Source organism: Spirosoma daeguense (genome assembly GCF_054776875.1).
Genome location: NZ_BAAHBF010000008.1, coordinates 438,958 through 456,697 on the forward strand (window position 1 = coordinate 438,958; position 17,740 = coordinate 456,697).

The window sequence follows — 17,740 nt, forward strand, 5'->3', positions numbered from 1 at the left end:
CCTGACTGAAGCGTTTATACTGTTGACTGCCCGAAAATGCAACACTTTATGGCAATGTACTCAACGACCATAAGGGCTGATGGTGATGGCACAAGTTAATCAAAACAACTCTATTTAAGCCTTTACACACTTGTTTGGTTTGGCTACAAACTCCCTTTGGGATGAGAATTTCGCCTGCCTTATCGAGTTAGCTTAGTTGTTAATTATTAGTAGCAATTTTATGGATAATAATATATAAAATTATATATTACTTTTATATTAAAATCGCATTGTAATTTGCAACCCTTAATATGAATCGTATTACAGAAACTAAATTATCTAATATACTGCCTGCATCAGTTAAAGCTCTTGCAGAAAAACGAAAAGGTGGACGTGTTAATATAGCAGGTATTGAGTACCAATTACAATATGCCATATACAAAGCTCTGACTGTACTATCTCCTGACAGCGGAGAACGGCTAATTCGATTGGAAGGGGTTGAAGACGTTGATGTACTGAGTAAAATCCACATTGATAACCAAGAACTGTTTCAATTAAAGCACACATCTGACGCACTTACTCCAAGTAAAATCTGGCAGCTCAGAGTTCTACAGAATTTTGCTGAGGCTCACCTTCTCAATAAGAAAGCTACGTTTGTAATTGTAACTAATCAGCCAACAAAAGATGCCAAGCTGGCTTTTTTATCCGATGCTAATATTGACGAACAGTCGTATACATATTGGCAAACTAAATTCGATGAGTTTCAAGTTAAAGATCGCGTTATTAATTGGAACTGGAATGAGTTTGATCTACGATCCTTTTTAAAGGCTGTTACTATCCAAGTTATTGATAGAGCAACACTACGCGCTAAAGTAGAAAGTTTGATCATTCAATATTTTGAGTTGACAAATTCAACATACCCCATCTATCAGAGTTCTCTATTCCATCACTTTTTTATAGTGTCACTAGCGGGTGGAACGGTTGACCGTCAAGAACTGCTGAGGCTAAAGCAGTACGTACAAGATCAGCAAGCATTAGGTATGGTCAATCCTGCTATTCAGCAGCGATTAATTACACCGGTTGATTTCGCCATTAAAGCAAATAAGGATTATACAAGTTACTTCGATGGTCAGCCAGCACAGCCAGTACACATTGCTGCTGGACTGCCTGCCCCACGGCCAAAAATAGAGCGGCAAATTCTGGGGCATCTAGGCAATTTTGATGTCGCTGTGATTAAGGCATCAAGTGGGCAGGGTAAATCGACCCTTGCCTGGCGAGTGGGTCAAACTCTATACCAGCAAGGTCGTCAGATTTACCAACTCCATAGCTGCCCAACTACGGAGTCAGTAGGCGGATTGGTTGAATTTTTAGAAACTAGGGTACGCATTGGTGAGGCACCTGTTGTAGTCATAGATGGGCTGTCAACAAAGTATGCCGAATGGGCTGAATTTGCCAGTCGGTTAATAGACTTGCCGGTGCAACTCATAGTGACTACGCGCGAAGAAGATTGGGTACGTTTTGGAAGAGAAGCTTACCGCGTTCAAACAGGGGAGTCTATCAGAATGGATTTTAACCAAGTCGAAGCTAAACAGGTATATGAAGAATTAAAGCGGCACAAGCGAATACATCCTGCTTGTGGACATTGGCAAACAGCTTGGGAGCGTGTACATCAGCGCGGATTGCTAATGGAGTACGTTTATCTGCTCACGCGTGGTGAGATGTTACAGCAACGTCTATCATCTCAACTAACTTCACTGAACGCAGAGCGAGATGGGGCCATTAAGCTTACTATTTTACGTCTAATTACCACAGCTCATGACATCGGCATTTCACTACAAACGGCTCGCCTACGTCAATATATAAAGACTAGATTTGAGTTTATTCTACAAGGCGATTTAGGCGAATTGCTGCACCAATTAGAGGCTGAATACTACGTCCGATTCGACCGACATTATGTTGAAGGACTACATCCTGTTCGCTCAAATCACCTTATAACATTGCTACATCGAACTGACCCAGTAAGCGAAACGCTACTGGAGTTAGTAACACTTATTGAACCAGCAAATCTACTTACGTTCGGTAAAGTAATCCCTCAACGAATTGACGAAGAAGAACAGAGTACATTTCATAAGAAACTAGTTGGATTGTTACAATCATCTACGTCTGATCAATGGTCTACGCTCTTGCTGGGTATTTATCAAGGTGAAGTAGAGAAACATCGTCAGAAGCACGGTACATTGTGTGATAGCGTATTTAAAAATGGTGGATATGAAATTTTTGCAATGTCGACTATTCCTTATCCTCATGAAGATGCTGACCCAGTAGGTCTAATCCAACAAATAACAAGCGATTCGGAAAATCATGTAATAAAAGCAATACGAGAACTACCGGCTGTGCCGATACAAGCAACGTCGCTGCGTTTGCTACTACCACTTATTTACAAGCAGTTGTTTTATCAGGGGGTACCATTGATTCAGATGGGGCAACTACTGACTTGGTTCTCTTTATTTCAATTAAAAATTGATTTGCCGAGTGATGAGGAGACTCTTAGCTGCTTAATTAATTATGACACTAAAACGTCATATTATTGTGCGCTGGGCTTAGGGGCTGTCCAGACGAATGGTTTTAAGGATTTTGTTAGTCGTCATCAAGAAGAAATTATTTACTGGCTTAAACGTAAGACAGGAACCTTAAGAATTGAGCCTGATAATAGCCGAATACAAATAGAATATTTATTAACAGAAGATAATACCGGCAGAGCCAATGATAAGAGTGTAGAGCTAATTGATATTGTTCACGCTTGGTTGCCTATATTTCAGACTTATGAAACAAACGCAATTGTTTTCCCTTACCCGAACGAGGAGATAACAAGTGTTGTGCGTCAGGATGCTCATAAAATTCTATCGCCTAAGGTAATCCCCAACCCACTCACTGTAAGCCTGAATCGTTCTTGGCGAGATTCTTTGTTCGAACCTTATCGGGCGGACTCTATCTACAGTTGGCAGTTAGCTATCATTACTCTTCGTGAACAGGCTGTCAATTGTGCCCAAAGGTGTTATCAACTTATAGATTTATTACTACAACGAAAATCAGCGAGCCGACCGTTCGAGAAAGCCTTTCGTGAATGGGATCAGTATAGTGATGATTTCTTGGCGACATACAGAAGAATACCATATTTCCCCTTTACGATAAATCCTTTAACTCAAGATGAGGGTGAGCTACAACAACAAAGAAAAGTAGTCAAAGACTGGATTTTACATGTTAGTAACTACTATCGGCAGGTTGCAGGATTGCTTAAAATTAATGAACCAGAGACTCGGCGATTAGCATTATTGAACTTACGACAGTCAAATGTCTGCCTGCCTAAAATGCAACAGGCATTTGCTACAATTGCTGAGCAAACAATATCTTACTTTGATACAACCGACTTAGAAAAACAGGAGACGTATTGGTATGGTCGGTTGCGAAGAGCTTCCGTTTACTACGGTGAACATGTTTTTGATTCGACTTTTGAGACAGTGAGCGATGTGGCTGTAACTATAGCTTCACACTGGAAAAGCCAACAATCAACTCGTTACCAAACTCTAATAGCTTGCTTAGATAATTTTGCCGAGCTGAGCGGCTACACCATCTATAAGCCCGATAGACTGGTTGATGAGGAACTAACTACTCATGCTACGGTAGGTATTGAAGGCTTAACAGCTAAAGAAGTTGAGGAAGATTTTGAGCAGTTCGTTACCTGTTTGGCGAGTATAGCATTGACAGATGTAGATTTTTTAACTGTGATTATTTGCAAGGGAAGAAAAGCGATAGGTGGATTTCGGTTTAACCGTAATTTGTTTGACAAAGTGATGAAAATCTTTGATGGTGAAGAAGTGGACATTTTGCCATCAGACGCACCCATACCTATTAATTTGAATGCGGATGCTATAAAGACTTTACCAGACGTGACTTGGTCGGAGTCAGCTTTACATCCTATTGGCAAACCAATTAGTAATCTCTATCAGACATTGTGGATGCTGATAGAAACTGTCAAACGTTATCAAGTGATAAGTGAGGCTGATAAAAACTGGAAAGACGAACAAATAAATACTTATAATGAACAGGCAAATAGTTGTTTACGTCAGATTACAGAAAGTCCATTTATTAATGTGGCAAATAGAGTTAAACTATTGTGTGAAGACATATTAACTCTTCCTTCCGAATGGTCTGGAAAGCTACTTGCTGAACATCTACTTGCTACTGCAAACTCACTACTCGAAGAACATTATCAATAAATTACTACATTACAAATTTACTTCGTGCAGCATTACTTATTCGAAAACCTCCTGTTTTGTGGTTAAGTGGCCATAAAACAGGAGGTTTTCATTTGTATGGTCAGGCCCAAAATTCAAGAGGGCTGATGTTTGATTGACCGATTATGCTGTCGTTATAACGCTACGTTCACGAACGTCCGTCGGAATTCGTTGGGGGTTATGCCGAGGTTTTTCTTGAAAAACTGGCTGAAGTTGGGCTGATCGGCAAAACCGATGCAGTAGCCAATATCCTGCAACGTCCAATCGGTTTGCAGCAGCAGCGCTTTACTTTCGTCGAGCAGACGGCTTTTGATGTGCGTACTGATCGTCTGACCCGTGTGTTTTTTTAACAACGCATTCAGATGATTGGGGTGCAGTTGCAATAATTCGGCAAACTCTTTGGCCGTACGTATCCGCAGTGGCTTGTCGTAGTTGATGTTGGCGGTTTCGTTTTCGAGTAGATGAAAGAAGTCGTGCACGTGCCGATAATCGTCCGAAACCACCTCCGGTTCAGGAAAATTTGCTTCTTTCATACTCTCGATCATGATCAGTTGCAGATACGCCTGCATGGCATCTTCGGCCAGCGTCCCGCTCTTTGTGGATTCGGTCTGTAACTGCCGAAACAACGTATCGACAACGGCCGCTGCGGTTGGCTGCAAACGAATTACACTACGTTGCGGATCGGAAAAAAGGCGGTATTTATCCATCGCCGATTTCAGTGTCGGGTGCAAATCAACGTAGCGTTTTTTGAACAAACAGTAATGCTTTGTCCACCCGTCCGACAGATTTCGCCAGGAAATGATTTCGTTAGGATGCATGAACACAACGGTCGATTCTTCGACGTAGTAACTATGCATACCCAGACTGAACACACCCGACCCGCCGGTTACAAACATAGCCTTATAAAAATCCCGTCGATTTGGGGAAAGGTAATTGTGACAAGCACTGTCTTCGGCTGCACGGATGTTCCAATTTTCGAAATAATGCCGTTCAACGGGCGTTACGTTCGGGAGATCCTCCAGTAGGGTAATTTGTTTGTTATCTGCCGTAGAGCCAAGCATAGCCGATCATGCGGTTGCGTTATAACGTAGCCATATCAATTACAAACCGATACCGAACATCACCTTTCAGCATTCGGTCATAAGCGGTTTGAACGTCCTTCATATCAATCACTTCAATGTCCGACACAATGTCGTGTTCGGCACAAAAATCGAGCATTTCCTGCGTTTCGGGCAAACCACCGATCATCGAGCCCGCCAGACTTTTACGACCCGGAATCAGACTAAAGGCTATAATCGACGAGGGTGTTGGTGGAGCACCTACGCAAATATGAACACCATCGGTTTTGAGCAGTTGCAGGTATTGATTGTAGTCATGTTCTGCCGACACAGTATCCAGAATGAAATCAAAATAACCGGCTACAGATGCCAGTTGATCGGGATCGCTGGTTACCACAAACTTGTGCGCACCGAGCGCCTTCGCGTCTGCTTCTTTCTTGGGAGAGGTGCTGAGTACAGTCACTTCAGCACCAAACGCAACGCCAAATTTCACGCCCATATGACCTAGTCCGCCCAGACCCATAACCGCCAGCTTGTGGCCTTTACCAACGTTCCAGTGACGTAGTGGTGAATACGTAGTGATACCGGCGCAAAGTAACGGAGCTGTAGCAGCTAAATCCAGCTTTTCAGGAATACGTAGCACGAAGTCTTCATGGACGACAATGGTATTGGAATAACCACCATAGGTTGGCGTTTTCTTATCCTGCTCCAGACCGTTATAGGTTTGCGAATGTCCATTGGTGCAATACTGTTCTAAGCCATGCTGGCAATTGTCGCACTCGCGGCAGGAGTCAACCAGACAGCCTGTACCGGCCAGATCGCCAACCTTGAATTTTGTTACGTGGTTGCCCACAGCTACCACACGACCAACAATTTCGTGGCCGGGAACCATCGGAAAAATACCACCGCCCCATTCATCTTTAATCTGATGAAGGTCTGAATGGCAAACTCCGCAGAAATCAATATCAAATTGAACATCGTGTGGCCCCACTTCCCGGCGATTAAAATCCCAGGGAGCCAGATCCGTATCTTTCGTTTGTGCAGCGTATCCTTTTACAGCAATCATAGTTTATGAAGGAATGAAGTTGAAGTTCAGGCAGACACTACGTAGTATCCACTCCTGCAAAATTGGCCCTTGCTAAATGGTTATTTTATAGCAAAGTCAAAGCAATTTATATGAAAATCAAAGATGGAGCACGTAGCGGCAGGTAGTAGGAGAGATAATCAATTTGTCTGGAATCGCCTGGGCTCTACGGCAACGTTCAATCGCCCTAAACAATTAGGGGCTTGTTGTCAGCTACTTACCACCCCCTGCCCCCTCCTAAAACAGGAGGGGAACTGAAAAAGGGTCACTTCTGCACCTTCCCCTCCTGTTTTAGGAGGGGCTAGGGGTGGTAAGTTCATTCATCACTTTATTGCGTTTCGATCTGGTCGATAAACTGGCGGATGAGGTTTTGATCGTCAGGTTTCAGCAACGTAATGTTTTCGGAAAGAACCCGGCTGACGGCCTGCCATTGATGCGACTGAACCAGTAATAGTTCGGCAGTAAAATCGACCGTTTCCTGATTTGTTACGTTAGTTTTTGAATTCGTGACGATTGAAAGATGGGGTTTCAGTGCGTTGACGAGTTGTATGGAAAGCTCATTTCGAACGTACTGATCGAGTGTATGTTGCGGCACTCGTCCTTCGGTGTCCGCTTTTTTTAGCGAGGTAATGGCTCTGTATTTCATGTATACCGACACCAACTACCGGCATGGCTTACAAAATACGAATCGGCTTTTTGTCTTCGTCGAGGGCTACGAATGTGAACGTACCGTGAATGGCCTGATGCCGCTCCATCGAATACATTTCTTCTACGTAAATCTCGACGGCAATCCGAATGCTGGTGTTTCCTACGTGGTCAATCCGGCCAACGAGTTCGATGATGGTTCCGGCGGGGATCGACTTGGTGAAGTTGATTTTATCGCTCGAAACCGTCACCATCCGTTTACGCGAAAAACGGGTAGCCGTGATAAAAGCCACTTCGTCCATCAGTTGCAGGGCGGTTCCGCCAAAAAGTGTATCGTAATGATTGGTTGTACTTGGGAAAACAGCTTTAAAAATTCGGGTTTCGGCAGCAGCAATTCGTTCGTCGATAGAAGAAGATTCGTTAATGGCCATGCAGCAATTGATTTACTTTTTTCTGGTGATTAAGTTGATTGTATTCTGATCGAAGAATCCGCAGACAATCGGCACATAAACAGCCCTGATATAACGAACTAACGTAGTGTCGCTGCGCTTCGGTTAACGTAAGCGACTGACATTGACACAAATTGATGCTGCCAACGCGACATTCAAAAGACCGATGACAACGCGGGCAACCGGTATGTTCGTGTTTACCAATACAATCAGGGCTCATCGTGCTATGTATCTGATAGTAAATGTTTTCGACAGGATTTACAGGATTAACAAGATTTTCTAGCTCAAAAAAGAATCTTGTTAATCCTGTAAATCCTGTCGAAAATTAACGTTTAAACCGATTCAGAAATCAGTTCGTGGGCAGTTTGAGCGGCCTGAACCATATTTTTCAGGGCTTCCGTCGTTTCCGGCCAGTGACGTGTTTTCAGTCCGCAATCCGGGTTCACCCACAAATTACGAGCGGGCAATACGTTCGACGCTTTCTGTAGCAACTCCACCATTTCCTGAACAGTCGGTACGCGTGGACTGTGAATGTCGTAAACGCCCGGCCCGATTTCGTTTGGATAATCGAAGCGCGAGAACGCATCCAGCAACTCCATCTGCGACCGCGACGTTTCGATGGTGATTACGTCGGCATCCAGATCGGCAATGGCACCAATAATGTCATTGAACTCGGCGTAGCACATGTGCGTGTGAATCTGCGTCTGATCCTGCGCACCCGAAGCCGCTACGCGAAACGCCATTACGCCCCAGTTCAGATACGTATCCCAGTTTTCGCGACGTAGTGGTAACCCTTCACGTAGCGCCGGTTCGTCAATCTGAATCACGCCGATACCGGCTTTTTCGAGGTCAACCACTTCGTCGTGAATGGCCAGCGCAATTTGCAGACACGTATCACGGCGGGGCTGATCATCACGCACGAACGACCATTGCAGGATCGTAACCGGGCCGGTCAACATACCTTTTACGGGTTTGCTTGTCAGCGATTGCGCAAAGGTCGACCAACGTACCGTCATTGGTTCGGGGCGGTACACATCGCCGAAAATAATGGGCGGTTTCACACACCGTGAGCCATAACTCTGTACCCAGCCGTTTTCGCTGAAGGCAAAACCGTCCAGCAATTCACCGAAATATTCGACCATGTCATTCCGTTCGAACTCACCGTGAACCAGTACATCGAGGCCAACTTCTTCCTGCCAGCGAATCGCTTTTTCGGTTTCTTCCCGAATAAAGGCTTCGTACTGCTCCAGCGTGTGATCACCTTTTTTGAATTTCGACCGATTGGCCCGAACAGCGTCAGTTTGCGGAAACGACCCGATGGTTGTGGTGGGGTAAAGAGGCAGTTGCAGTTGTTCATGCTGAATACGTTGACGTTTGGCGAATGCACTTTGCCGTTGCGCATCTTGATCGGTCAATTGTTGCACCCGTTGCTGAACAGCTGGCCGGTTAATAATCACCGAGGTTTTCCGGGCCGCGTGAGCCGCCTGATTCGCGGTTAACGTAGCGTTGGCTGTTACGTTGCTGGGCTCCTGAATTAACGTAGCTAACGTAACAACTTCGTCGAGTTTTTGCCGGGCAAAGGCCAGCCATTGTTTGATTTCGGGCGTTAAACCCTGTTCGTTCGTTTCGTTGGCCAGATCGAAGGGAACGTGCAGCAGCGAACACGATGGCGCAATCAATACACGCTCTTCGCCTAACGTAGCAATAGCGCGCTGAATCGTAGCCTGTGATTTGGTGAGGTCGTTAATCCAGATGTTACGTCCGTCGACTACACCCAGTGATAGGGAAATTGATGTATCAACAAAATCGCTTTTCAGAATATCATCGAGTTGACTCGGACAACGTACCAGATCGAGATGGAGCGCATCGACCGGCAAATGCAAGGCAAGGTCCAGATTTGACCCATAGCACTCGAAATACGAAGCCAGCAGGAATTTCAATTGAGGAAATTCGCTACGTAACCGACGATACGTTTTGGCGAAAGCAGCCCGTTGTTCGTCTGTCAGGTCGAGCGATAATGTAGGCTCGTCTAACTGAATCCACGTAGCGCCTTGTGCATGTAAGCGCGTTAAAATCTGCTCATAAACTGGCAGAAGTTTGTCTAGCAGATCGAGCCGATCGAAACCCGATTCTTTTTCTTTACCAAGCAACAGATACGAAACTGGCCCGAGTAAAACGGGTTTTGCTACGTTGCCCAACGTTTGCTTCGCTTCGTCGAACTCGTTGAAAATTTTCTCGGAAAGCAGCGAAAACGACTGATCTGCGGTGAATTCCGGCACAATGTAATGGTAGTTCGTATCGAACCATTTGGTCATTTCCATTGCCTTCAAGTCGAGACCATTCTGCTGATAACCACGTGCCATCGCAAAATAGAGCGCCAGAAAATCGTCGGGCTGCTGGTCACGTAGCGGCTGAAACCGCTTCGGAATTGCCCCGACTGTGAGCGACGTATCAAGCACGTGGTCGTAGAACGAGAAATCGTTGCAGGGAACGAGCGTAATGCCTGCCTGCTGTTGAGTTACCCAGTTGCTTTGTCGGATTTGCTGCGCAATTTCCTGCAACTGCTGTTGTGTGAGTTTACCGGCCCAGAACTGTTCGCAGGCCCGTTTGAGTTCGCGGTGGCTACCGATTCGTGGATAGCCAAGATTGTGTGCGATCATGTTGTTAAAAGGATAAAATGATTGATCGCGTTCGATGCCGAACTCCATACACCCACCACATTATCAGAAAGTTAATCAACACGACACACCCTTTCCGGCTTCGGGGAGAAGCTGAAAAATGAAAGGATTGTCAATCTTGATGAAGCCCAATAGCGTGTAGGCGCAATCAGCAAGGCTAAGGCAAGTCTCCTGGCTCGTGACAGTATTTGCCGTCCTTCTCACCCCTTTTCAGGAGCAATGGACATCGAGGGCAAACCCTTTTCTAGCGGTCACATACAGTAGCAACGTCTGCTCGTGATTTTCACACGATTCCTTTTTCATTTCCTGAACCTCTCAGGAAAACCATAGCCTGTTTGACGGAAAACAAAGAACGTTAACACAAAGTAACTCGGTACGTTCGGCAAAAGCAACTGATATATGGCATATCGCTAGCTACAATGCTAAAGAAGTAGTTGGTGGCTATTAGCTGCACTTGCCTACGGATCGCATATCTTCTATCTTTCTAGACATTATCTGGGCCTCATTTGCACAAGAGTTGCACAAACACTACTTTTGCGACCTCTTTAAATCTATTTATTCGCTTGAGGTTGAGAATACAGCAAGGGTAAAATGATACAAAAAGGCTTCTAACGAATTGATTGTTAGATTCTAGATGTTATAATATAGAGAGGTGTCCGAGTGGTTGAAGGAGCACGCCTGGAAAGTGTGTATGCGGGCAACCGTATCGAGGGTTCGAATCCCTTCCTCTCTGCAAAAATTGCGTTAACTATTTGATTTGAAAATAGTTAACGCAATTTTTTTTGTTCTTCACGTTTCAGTAGCTAAAATCAGTGCTGCATGTGTGAGAAAAGTTCTTGGTCTATCGAAGTAGATTGACTTTGTAGGCAATAAAAAAGCCCGGCACAGACTAATCTGTACCGGGCACATTCAAAACATTTGTTACTTTTCCGGAAAAGTAAAAGGTCACTTATATACACTTGTAATAAAATTTAGCAGACGGTAGATAATTGATTTAACACCAATAAATGCTTGCCTTTGGGAGACGTAGCATTTTGCTGCCCTTAACGTATTGCCTCCGATTTAAATACAATTCAGTCGATCATCGCTGGACGATAAGCTTTACTGATTCCGCCCATCGAGCCAAACGAAAATACTCAAAAAGCCGACTCTGTTCTAGTCGGTAGGAGAGAAGCATACGTAGTACCTGATAATACGTTGCTAATACCACAAACGCACAGAGTAGATACCAACCCCTATCCAGTAAGCCAATGATGAGTTCTGGTTTTCTAGCGAATTTGGTACTGGAAGCAAGCCATTGAGTGAATTTGTTCAGTATAATCAGGGTTACACAGGCTAGCCCAATGATGAACGAGTTTCTGTAACGAGGGTCAATCAAGGGCAAAAGAATTACAACTGTGTATATACTTATTTTTAGGAAACAATATGTTACCTATAAAATTCATTGATTTATTTGTTGAGTAGTAATACGTAATTTTAAGTGACTTTGTTGGCTCTCTGTTGATAGACTTAACCTAATTTGGTTTCAGTGATTACCAGATACTTATGCTTAAAAAATGAGTATTTTTTAAGCATAATTCTTTTCTTTTTACTAAATCAACAGATGTATAAAGACCTAGTTTTAAATATAAAAGAGCCTGATAACCAGCATGAAATTTGCTGTATAATAAAATTATATTGTCGAAAAATCTATTTCGTTAATCTATTTAGATAAATAGTATTTATAATATAAAAAACGGAGACTTTTCTGATAATGGCATAGTATTTGTGAACGCTGCTTACGCCTAGTAGCCCAGTTAGGCGTGAACCGTTAAATACTTACCTTTATGCTTACCTGTATTGCCACCTCTTTAGGAAAAGAAAAGCCTTTTTGGACATTCTTTTCTGGCAAACTAACCAGAATAGTTTTTACAGGTATATTCTGGCTAATCGGTATGCTAATGTACTTCGGTGCTGAAGCCCAATGCATAACGACTTCCTCTTCGTCTGTATCCATTTCCGCCAGCACCAATTCGGCTATCAGTAGCGATGATGCTACGGAAGTGGGCGGAAACGTATCTACAAACATGCCAAACCTACAACTAGGAGCAAGGTATATTGGTTTACGATTTCCATCGGTAGCAATTCCCAAGTCGGCCACGATTACGGGTGCCTACATCCAGTTTACGAGCAGTTCAAACTCAACTGCAGATATATCGGACGTTGCCATTAAGGGCCATAATGTAGGTAACTCCGGTACGTTTACAGCAGCAACAGGCTCTAATGAGCTTTCAACACGTTATAACTCTGCAGGTACGAATGCGATTGTGTACTGGGGTAATGGGGCCGACTGGAGCAGTGGCGAAGCTGGGCCAAATCAGCGCACAAACGATCTGAAAGCTATTGTTCAGGAAATTATAGACCGCCCTGACTGGAATCCTGCCAACCCTATTACGTTGCTGATCAATGCAACCTCTTCAGGTACTGGCCCTGTTGCTCAATCTTCAGAAAATATCGGTGCCGCAAGTCCCAGATTGATCATTACGTATCAGCAGATAACAACAATCGGACTTACTGCTACCGTATCAGGATGCTATAACACAACCGCGGGCAGTCGCGCAACGGTTAGTGTAGAAGTAAACTGGACCAATGCACCGCCTAATGAAAATATTCTTGTTACGTTAAATGGTCAGACACGTACTATCTTACCCGGATTAAATGTTTTAAATTTCTACGATCCCGATGGCTATTCAACTCCTGCTTCTGTTGAGATTGCCTCCCCACAAATCATAGCATTTGAAGTACCTGCCGATGGCGCAAGTGGTCCAATAACAGCTACGTTTCAGACCAATACCACCTGCTCTGCTTCAGGATCATATACAGCTCCGCCCGCCTGTCTTCCGCTTACCTGTACGCCCGGAACCGACCTCAGCGGTATCGCTTTCAATGACTTCAACGCCGATGGTATCCATAACGCAAGCGAAACGGCAGGGGTACCGGGTATTACGGTTATTGCATTCGACTGCGCCGGTACTACGTTCAGTACGGTCACCAACGCGAATGGGCAGTATAAATTAACGATTCCACTGGCCAATTATCCGGTTCGGGTTGAATTTAGTAACCTGCCAGCCGGATACACGGCTCAGGGAACACCGAACAACGTGGATGGTCGTACAACGGTGCAGTTTGTCAATGCGCCCGATTGCAGCATCGATTTAGGTATGCTGAATCCGGCCAATTATTGCCAGGCGAACCCTAAAGTATTTGTGCCACGCTACGTCAATGGCAATCCGTTAGGGGGCGGAACGGCCGGTTCTTTAAGTGCTTTTCTATCCAGCAATGATGTCGACAGCTCTTCATTTACACCGGGCTCGCCGGGGTCTGGTTTATATACCAGCACTGCTCCGCCTGTTCAGATGGTAGCAGCTTCGCAGGTTGGCGCACTTTGGGGGGTAGCTTATAATCGGCAGACAGGAACCATTTTTTCATCGGCAGTTCTTCGCCGTCATGCCGGGCTAGGAACCTTGGGACTAGGTGGTATTTACACCATCAATCCAGCCACCAACGCGGTATCTAATTTCCTGAATGTTAGTACTATTGGTATCAATGTTGGCTCTGTTGGCTCGAATACTGATCGGGGTCTTCCGGCCAGTACAACTGCCACCAGCTACGATACGGATGCTTTCTCGCAGATTGGTAAAACTGGTATTGGCGGACTCACTATTTCGGATGCTGGCAATCAGCTTTATTTTGTGAACCTCACCGACAAAAAAGTGTATGGCCTTGATATATCAGCTTACAATATCGGTGGTGCAGCTCCGAGCACTTATACCTCGTTCTCGATACCAAATGGCTGTGCTGTAGGTGGTAGTAACATGCGTCCGTGGGGTATCAAATATCATCTGGGCAAAGTATATGTTGGTGTAGTTTGCGATGGTTCGGTTTCCAGAAACCGCTCTGAGTTGCGCGCTTTTGTGTATTCACTCGATCCGTTGAGCAATACCTGGAATACAGCGTTCAATTTCCCGCTGACCTACCCAAAAGGCCCTGCAGAGCTTTTTAACGATATCTCCAAAGCCAGAAATTCGAACAACTGGCGCACCTGGACGGACACATTCACCGATCTGATTCCTGATGGTAACACGCTTAGCTATAACCAGCCTATTCTAACCAGCATTGAATTCGATATTGATAATTCAATGATTCTGGCTTTTGCTGACCGGACAGGTTTGCAGGGCGGAAGCCGTAACTATGGCCCGAATGCTGGCGATACGAAACAATATAATACCATCAGCGGTGGTGAACTGCTCCGTGTTGCCAACCGCAACGGCATTTATACACTGGAATACAATGGACGTGTGGGAGGTCAGCAGGGCGTTTTTGTGAATAACAATCAGGGGCCGGGACTTGGTGAATTTTATAACGACAACGCCAATTTTGAAGGTCCAATCCTGGGCTATGGTGAAAATACTCTGGGTGGTTTAGCGCTACGTCCTGGTTCGGGCAATGTGATTGTATCGGCCATGAGCCCGATGAACGTTATGTCTCAGACGTTTACATCGGAGCAGGTCAATTCAGCCAATGGCTTACGTCGACTCTCGAATACAAACGGTACACTTCAGTCGGCTTACGTTATTTATCAGAATGCAAGCCCCGATTATTCACAAAATACGGTTGGGCTGGGCGATATTGAATTAGGTTGTGCGGCCCCTACATTCATCGAAATTGGCAGCCGGGTTTGGACAGATACCGATAAAGATGGTATTCAGGACCCCTGCGAACCCATATTGGCCGGTGTGAACGTATCACTCTACAAAGCGGGCGTATTGCTGGCAACTACCGTTACGAGTACCAATGGCGAGTATTTCTTCTCCTCAAGAAGCAAACTAACCGGCGGAACCTGGAGTGGTACAGGAGCCGACACTACGTTACTACCCAGCACAGCTTATCAGGTTGTATTCGGCTCTGGTGGTCAGTTTGCAGGTGGTGCACTTAACATTAGCGGTAAATATTATGAGCTAACACAGGCATTCAGCACTGCTCCTACTGCCAGTACGTTAAATGATTCGAACCTTCAATTGGCAACGGTTGCCGGAAATAACTTACCAACCGCCAACGTAACAACTGGTGCACTGGGAACAGTTAATCATGCAATTGACGGTGGCTTTGTCTGCACAACGATCAACGTAGCAACGATTAGCGCAACACCAGCCAGTTGCACAGGTGCATCGGCCAATAACAACGGACAAATTACTCTCTCAGGGGTTCGGAATGCGGAGAAAGCATTCATTTACACAACCTCAGCACCATCTTACACCGCCACCGGTAGTCAGCCTATTTCGGCTTCGGTAGTGTCTTTCACAGGACTTGCCAATCCGAGTACATCGGCTGGACAGAGCTATTCGGTTATTTTATACAACGGACCAAGCTGTTTCACCATCGTAACGGCTACGCTTCCTCAGAATAACTGCAACGGCTGCACATTAAGCCTAACGGCAACACCGGGCGCTTGTTCGCCAGTCAATAACGCCTTTTCAACGTCGGTAGTAATCCGCCTGGCCAGCACGGTTACGGGGGTTCTTACCGTAGCCGATGGCCCGAACAGTTTGACCTTTGCCGCCACTGCTGGCACTACGCAATCATTTACAGCCATCTTCAACGGTATTACTGCCAATGCATCCAGCCATACGGTAACCGCTACGCTGCCCGGCTGCGCTACTACGTCGGCAACCTACACCGCACCAGCCTCCTGTTCGGCTCCTGTTTGTTCGGTAGTAACGTCGGTTCAGCCCGGCGCGTGTTTCCCGGCTACCAATACGTTCTCTACTATCATTTACGTAACTGTTCAGAATTCGATAGCGGGCACTCTAACTATAAACGATGGCGCACAAAGTCAGAGCTTTGCTACCACCACATCGCCCGCCACGTATTCAGCAGTATTCAGCGGTATGCCCTCAAACGGAAGTTTACACATTGTAACCGCTACGTTGCCCGGTTGTGCAACGAGCACCGCTACGTATACAGCTCCCGTTTCCTGTACACAACCTGCCGGAGCGCAGTTGACGCTGAATAAAGTGGTTGATAAATCGCGGGCAGAAGCGGGCGAAACGATAACTTATACGATGGTTGTTTCGAACACCGGTACGGCTGCTGCATCGACCATTGTGGTTCGTGATTCTATATCGACTGGTTTACAGCATATTGGTACACCCAGCGTACCAGCCAATACAACGTTTGCAACAGGCACACCCATCAGCACCTGGACCATTGCTGGCCTTTCGGCCGGGCAGAGCTTATCACTGACGTTTCAGGTTCGGGCAGATAGTGCAGGTATCATGTATAATCGGGCAACAATTCCGGGCGATACGGCTGTTGTCTGCACATCGGTTCCCGTTATTGTGTGTACGGGCGATCAGTATACTTTCGAGTTGGTAGCAGCCCTTGGGCGTTCCAGCTATCGGTGGTATAAAGATGGTACTGAGATTCAGAACAATGGTTCTAACGTACTGTTAGTTAATTCGCCGGGTTCGTATAGCTTAGCCGTTGATACTGCTGATCCAAACAAATGTCCTGATTTTAGTTGCTGTCCGTTTATTGTGGAGGAAGATGTATTGCCAAATTATCAGGCAAGTGCAGTATCGGCTTCCTGCGTAAATGGTACGGCGCAGGCCAACGGCAGAATTGTTTTAAGTGGCTTTAATCCAGCCTATAAATACCAGTATTCGCTGGGCACCGACTTCAATCCAGCGGCTTCATTATCGGGCGCTCCGCAAACGATTCCTGCCAACGGTGTAATTGCAAGTACGCTGGCGAATCCGGCAATGGCTCAGACCTATACGATTCGGGTATATAATCGTGGTACGTGTTATACCGATGTAACGGTAACCTTAAATCCAACGGTTTGCTGTTCTGTTAACGTAGTCGCAACTGCTGGCCAATGCGTTCCAGCTACGAACACGTATTCATCAACGGCTACCGTTACGTTATCGAATGTAACAGCCGGTACGCTGACCATAACCGATGGCGTAAGCAGTGCTACTTTTGTGACGACTACAACAGCCAGCGCTACGTTCTCTGCTGTTTTCGCAAATATCCCCGCCAACGGAGCCAGCCATACGGTGGTTGCTACGTTGCCCGGTTGTTCAACGGCAACTACTACGTATACAGCGCCAGTTTCCTGTTCTATGGCACCAGTCTGTTCGCTCACAGCAGCCGTAACGGCGGGGGCTTGCCAGACAGCAAGCAATACATATTCGGCCAACGTAGTAGTCAATCTCTCCAACGCTGTAGCAGGTTCAGTTTCGGTAACGATTTCCGGAGCTGCGCCGGTGAGTCAGACCATTGCTGCCAACGCTACGTCGCTAACCCTGATTGTGCCGAATCTTGTTTCGGATGGAGCTATTCATAGCGCAACTGTTAGTCTGCCGAACTGCGGCAGCACCACTGCTACGTATTCGGCACCGGCTTCCTGTTCAGTGGCACCAGTCTGTTCGTTAACGGCAGCGGTTACAGCGGGAGTCTGTCAGACGGCGACCAATACGTATTCGGCAAATGTGCTGGTGAATCTGACCAA

General features: G+C 45.7%; 8 protein-coding genes, 1 tRNA gene and 1 riboswitch. Of the genes, 3 read left to right on the forward strand and 6 right to left on the reverse strand.

Translation table 11 applies throughout. The features are described from left to right. Window positions 1-290: 290 nt before the first annotated feature. Window positions 291-4,256: a hypothetical protein gene (locus ACYVD4_RS25860; RefSeq protein WP_460950626.1), complete on the forward strand. Its 3,966-nt coding sequence runs from the start codon at window positions 291-293 to the stop codon at window positions 4,254-4,256. Window positions 4,257-4,408: 152 nt separating this feature from the next. Here ACYVD4_RS25860 and ACYVD4_RS25865 read toward each other — a convergent pair whose 3' ends face one another. From ACYVD4_RS25865 to metE, 6 genes are all read right to left on the reverse strand, one after another. Beyond that, entirely contained in the window at window positions 4,409-5,335 is a 927-nt protein-coding gene (locus ACYVD4_RS25865; RefSeq protein ID WP_460950628.1) for a helix-turn-helix domain-containing protein, read from the reverse strand. Between the two features lie 19 nt (window positions 5,336-5,354). Then, a complete protein-coding gene (locus ACYVD4_RS25870; protein ID WP_460950629.1) occupies window positions 5,355-6,398 on the reverse strand; it encodes an NAD(P)-dependent alcohol dehydrogenase in 1,044 nt (347 codons plus the stop codon). A 346-nt stretch (window positions 6,399-6,744) separates the two neighbouring features. Then, on the reverse strand, window positions 6,745-7,062 hold the full coding sequence (locus tag ACYVD4_RS25875) for a hypothetical protein (RefSeq protein WP_460950630.1): 318 nt from the start codon (window positions 7,060-7,062) through the stop codon (window positions 6,745-6,747). A gap of 28 nt (window positions 7,063-7,090) precedes the next feature. Continuing rightward, window positions 7,091-7,492 (reverse strand): acyl-CoA thioesterase, encoded by a 402-nt coding sequence (locus ACYVD4_RS25880; RefSeq protein ID WP_460950631.1) that lies wholly within the window; start codon window positions 7,490-7,492, stop codon window positions 7,091-7,093. Continuing rightward, complete coding sequence (locus ACYVD4_RS25885) at window positions 7,482-7,730, reverse strand: cysteine-rich CWC family protein (protein ID WP_460950633.1); 249 nt, start codon at window positions 7,728-7,730, stop codon at window positions 7,482-7,484. Before ACYVD4_RS25885 ends, ACYVD4_RS25880 begins: the two co-directional genes overlap by 11 nt. Window positions 7,731-7,842: 112 nt before the next feature. Next, on the reverse strand, window positions 7,843-10,170 hold the full coding sequence (gene metE, locus ACYVD4_RS25890; RefSeq protein ID WP_460950634.1) for a 5-methyltetrahydropteroyltriglutamate--homocysteine S-methyltransferase: 2,328 nt from the start codon (window positions 10,168-10,170) through the stop codon (window positions 7,843-7,845). A gap of 162 nt (window positions 10,171-10,332) precedes the next feature. Next, window positions 10,333-10,532, reverse strand: a riboswitch (cobalamin riboswitch). 302 nt (window positions 10,533-10,834) lie between these two features. Here metE and ACYVD4_RS25895 point away from each other — a divergent pair. Further along, window positions 10,835-10,921 (forward strand) — tRNA-Ser (locus ACYVD4_RS25895). A gap of 1,201 nt (window positions 10,922-12,122) precedes the next feature. After that, the coding region (locus ACYVD4_RS25900) for an SdrD B-like domain-containing protein (protein WP_460950635.1) at window positions 12,123-17,740 on the forward strand (5,618 nt) is incomplete at its 3' end.

What these genes read in the sequence shown, in the direction of transcription:
- metE (WP_460950634.1), bottom strand. Translation starts at nt 10,170, where the DNA reads ATGATCGCACACAATCTTGGCTATCCACGAATCGGTAGCCACCGCGAA.
- ACYVD4_RS25885 (WP_460950633.1), bottom strand. Translation starts at nt 7,730, where the DNA reads ATGAGCCCTGATTGTATTGGTAAACACGAACATACCGGTTGCCCGCGT.
- ACYVD4_RS25870 (WP_460950629.1), bottom strand. Translation starts at nt 6,398, where the DNA reads ATGATTGCTGTAAAAGGATACGCTGCACAAACGAAAGATACGGATCTG.
- ACYVD4_RS25865 (WP_460950628.1), bottom strand. Translation starts at nt 5,335, where the DNA reads ATGCTTGGCTCTACGGCAGATAACAAACAAATTACCCTACTGGAGGAT.
- ACYVD4_RS25880 (WP_460950631.1), bottom strand. Translation starts at nt 7,492, where the DNA reads ATGGCCATTAACGAATCTTCTTCTATCGACGAACGAATTGCTGCTGCC.
- ACYVD4_RS25860 (WP_460950626.1), top strand. Translation starts at nt 291, where the DNA reads ATGAATCGTATTACAGAAACTAAATTATCTAATATACTGCCTGCATCA.
- ACYVD4_RS25875 (WP_460950630.1), bottom strand. Translation starts at nt 7,062, where the DNA reads ATGAAATACAGAGCCATTACCTCGCTAAAAAAAGCGGACACCGAAGGA.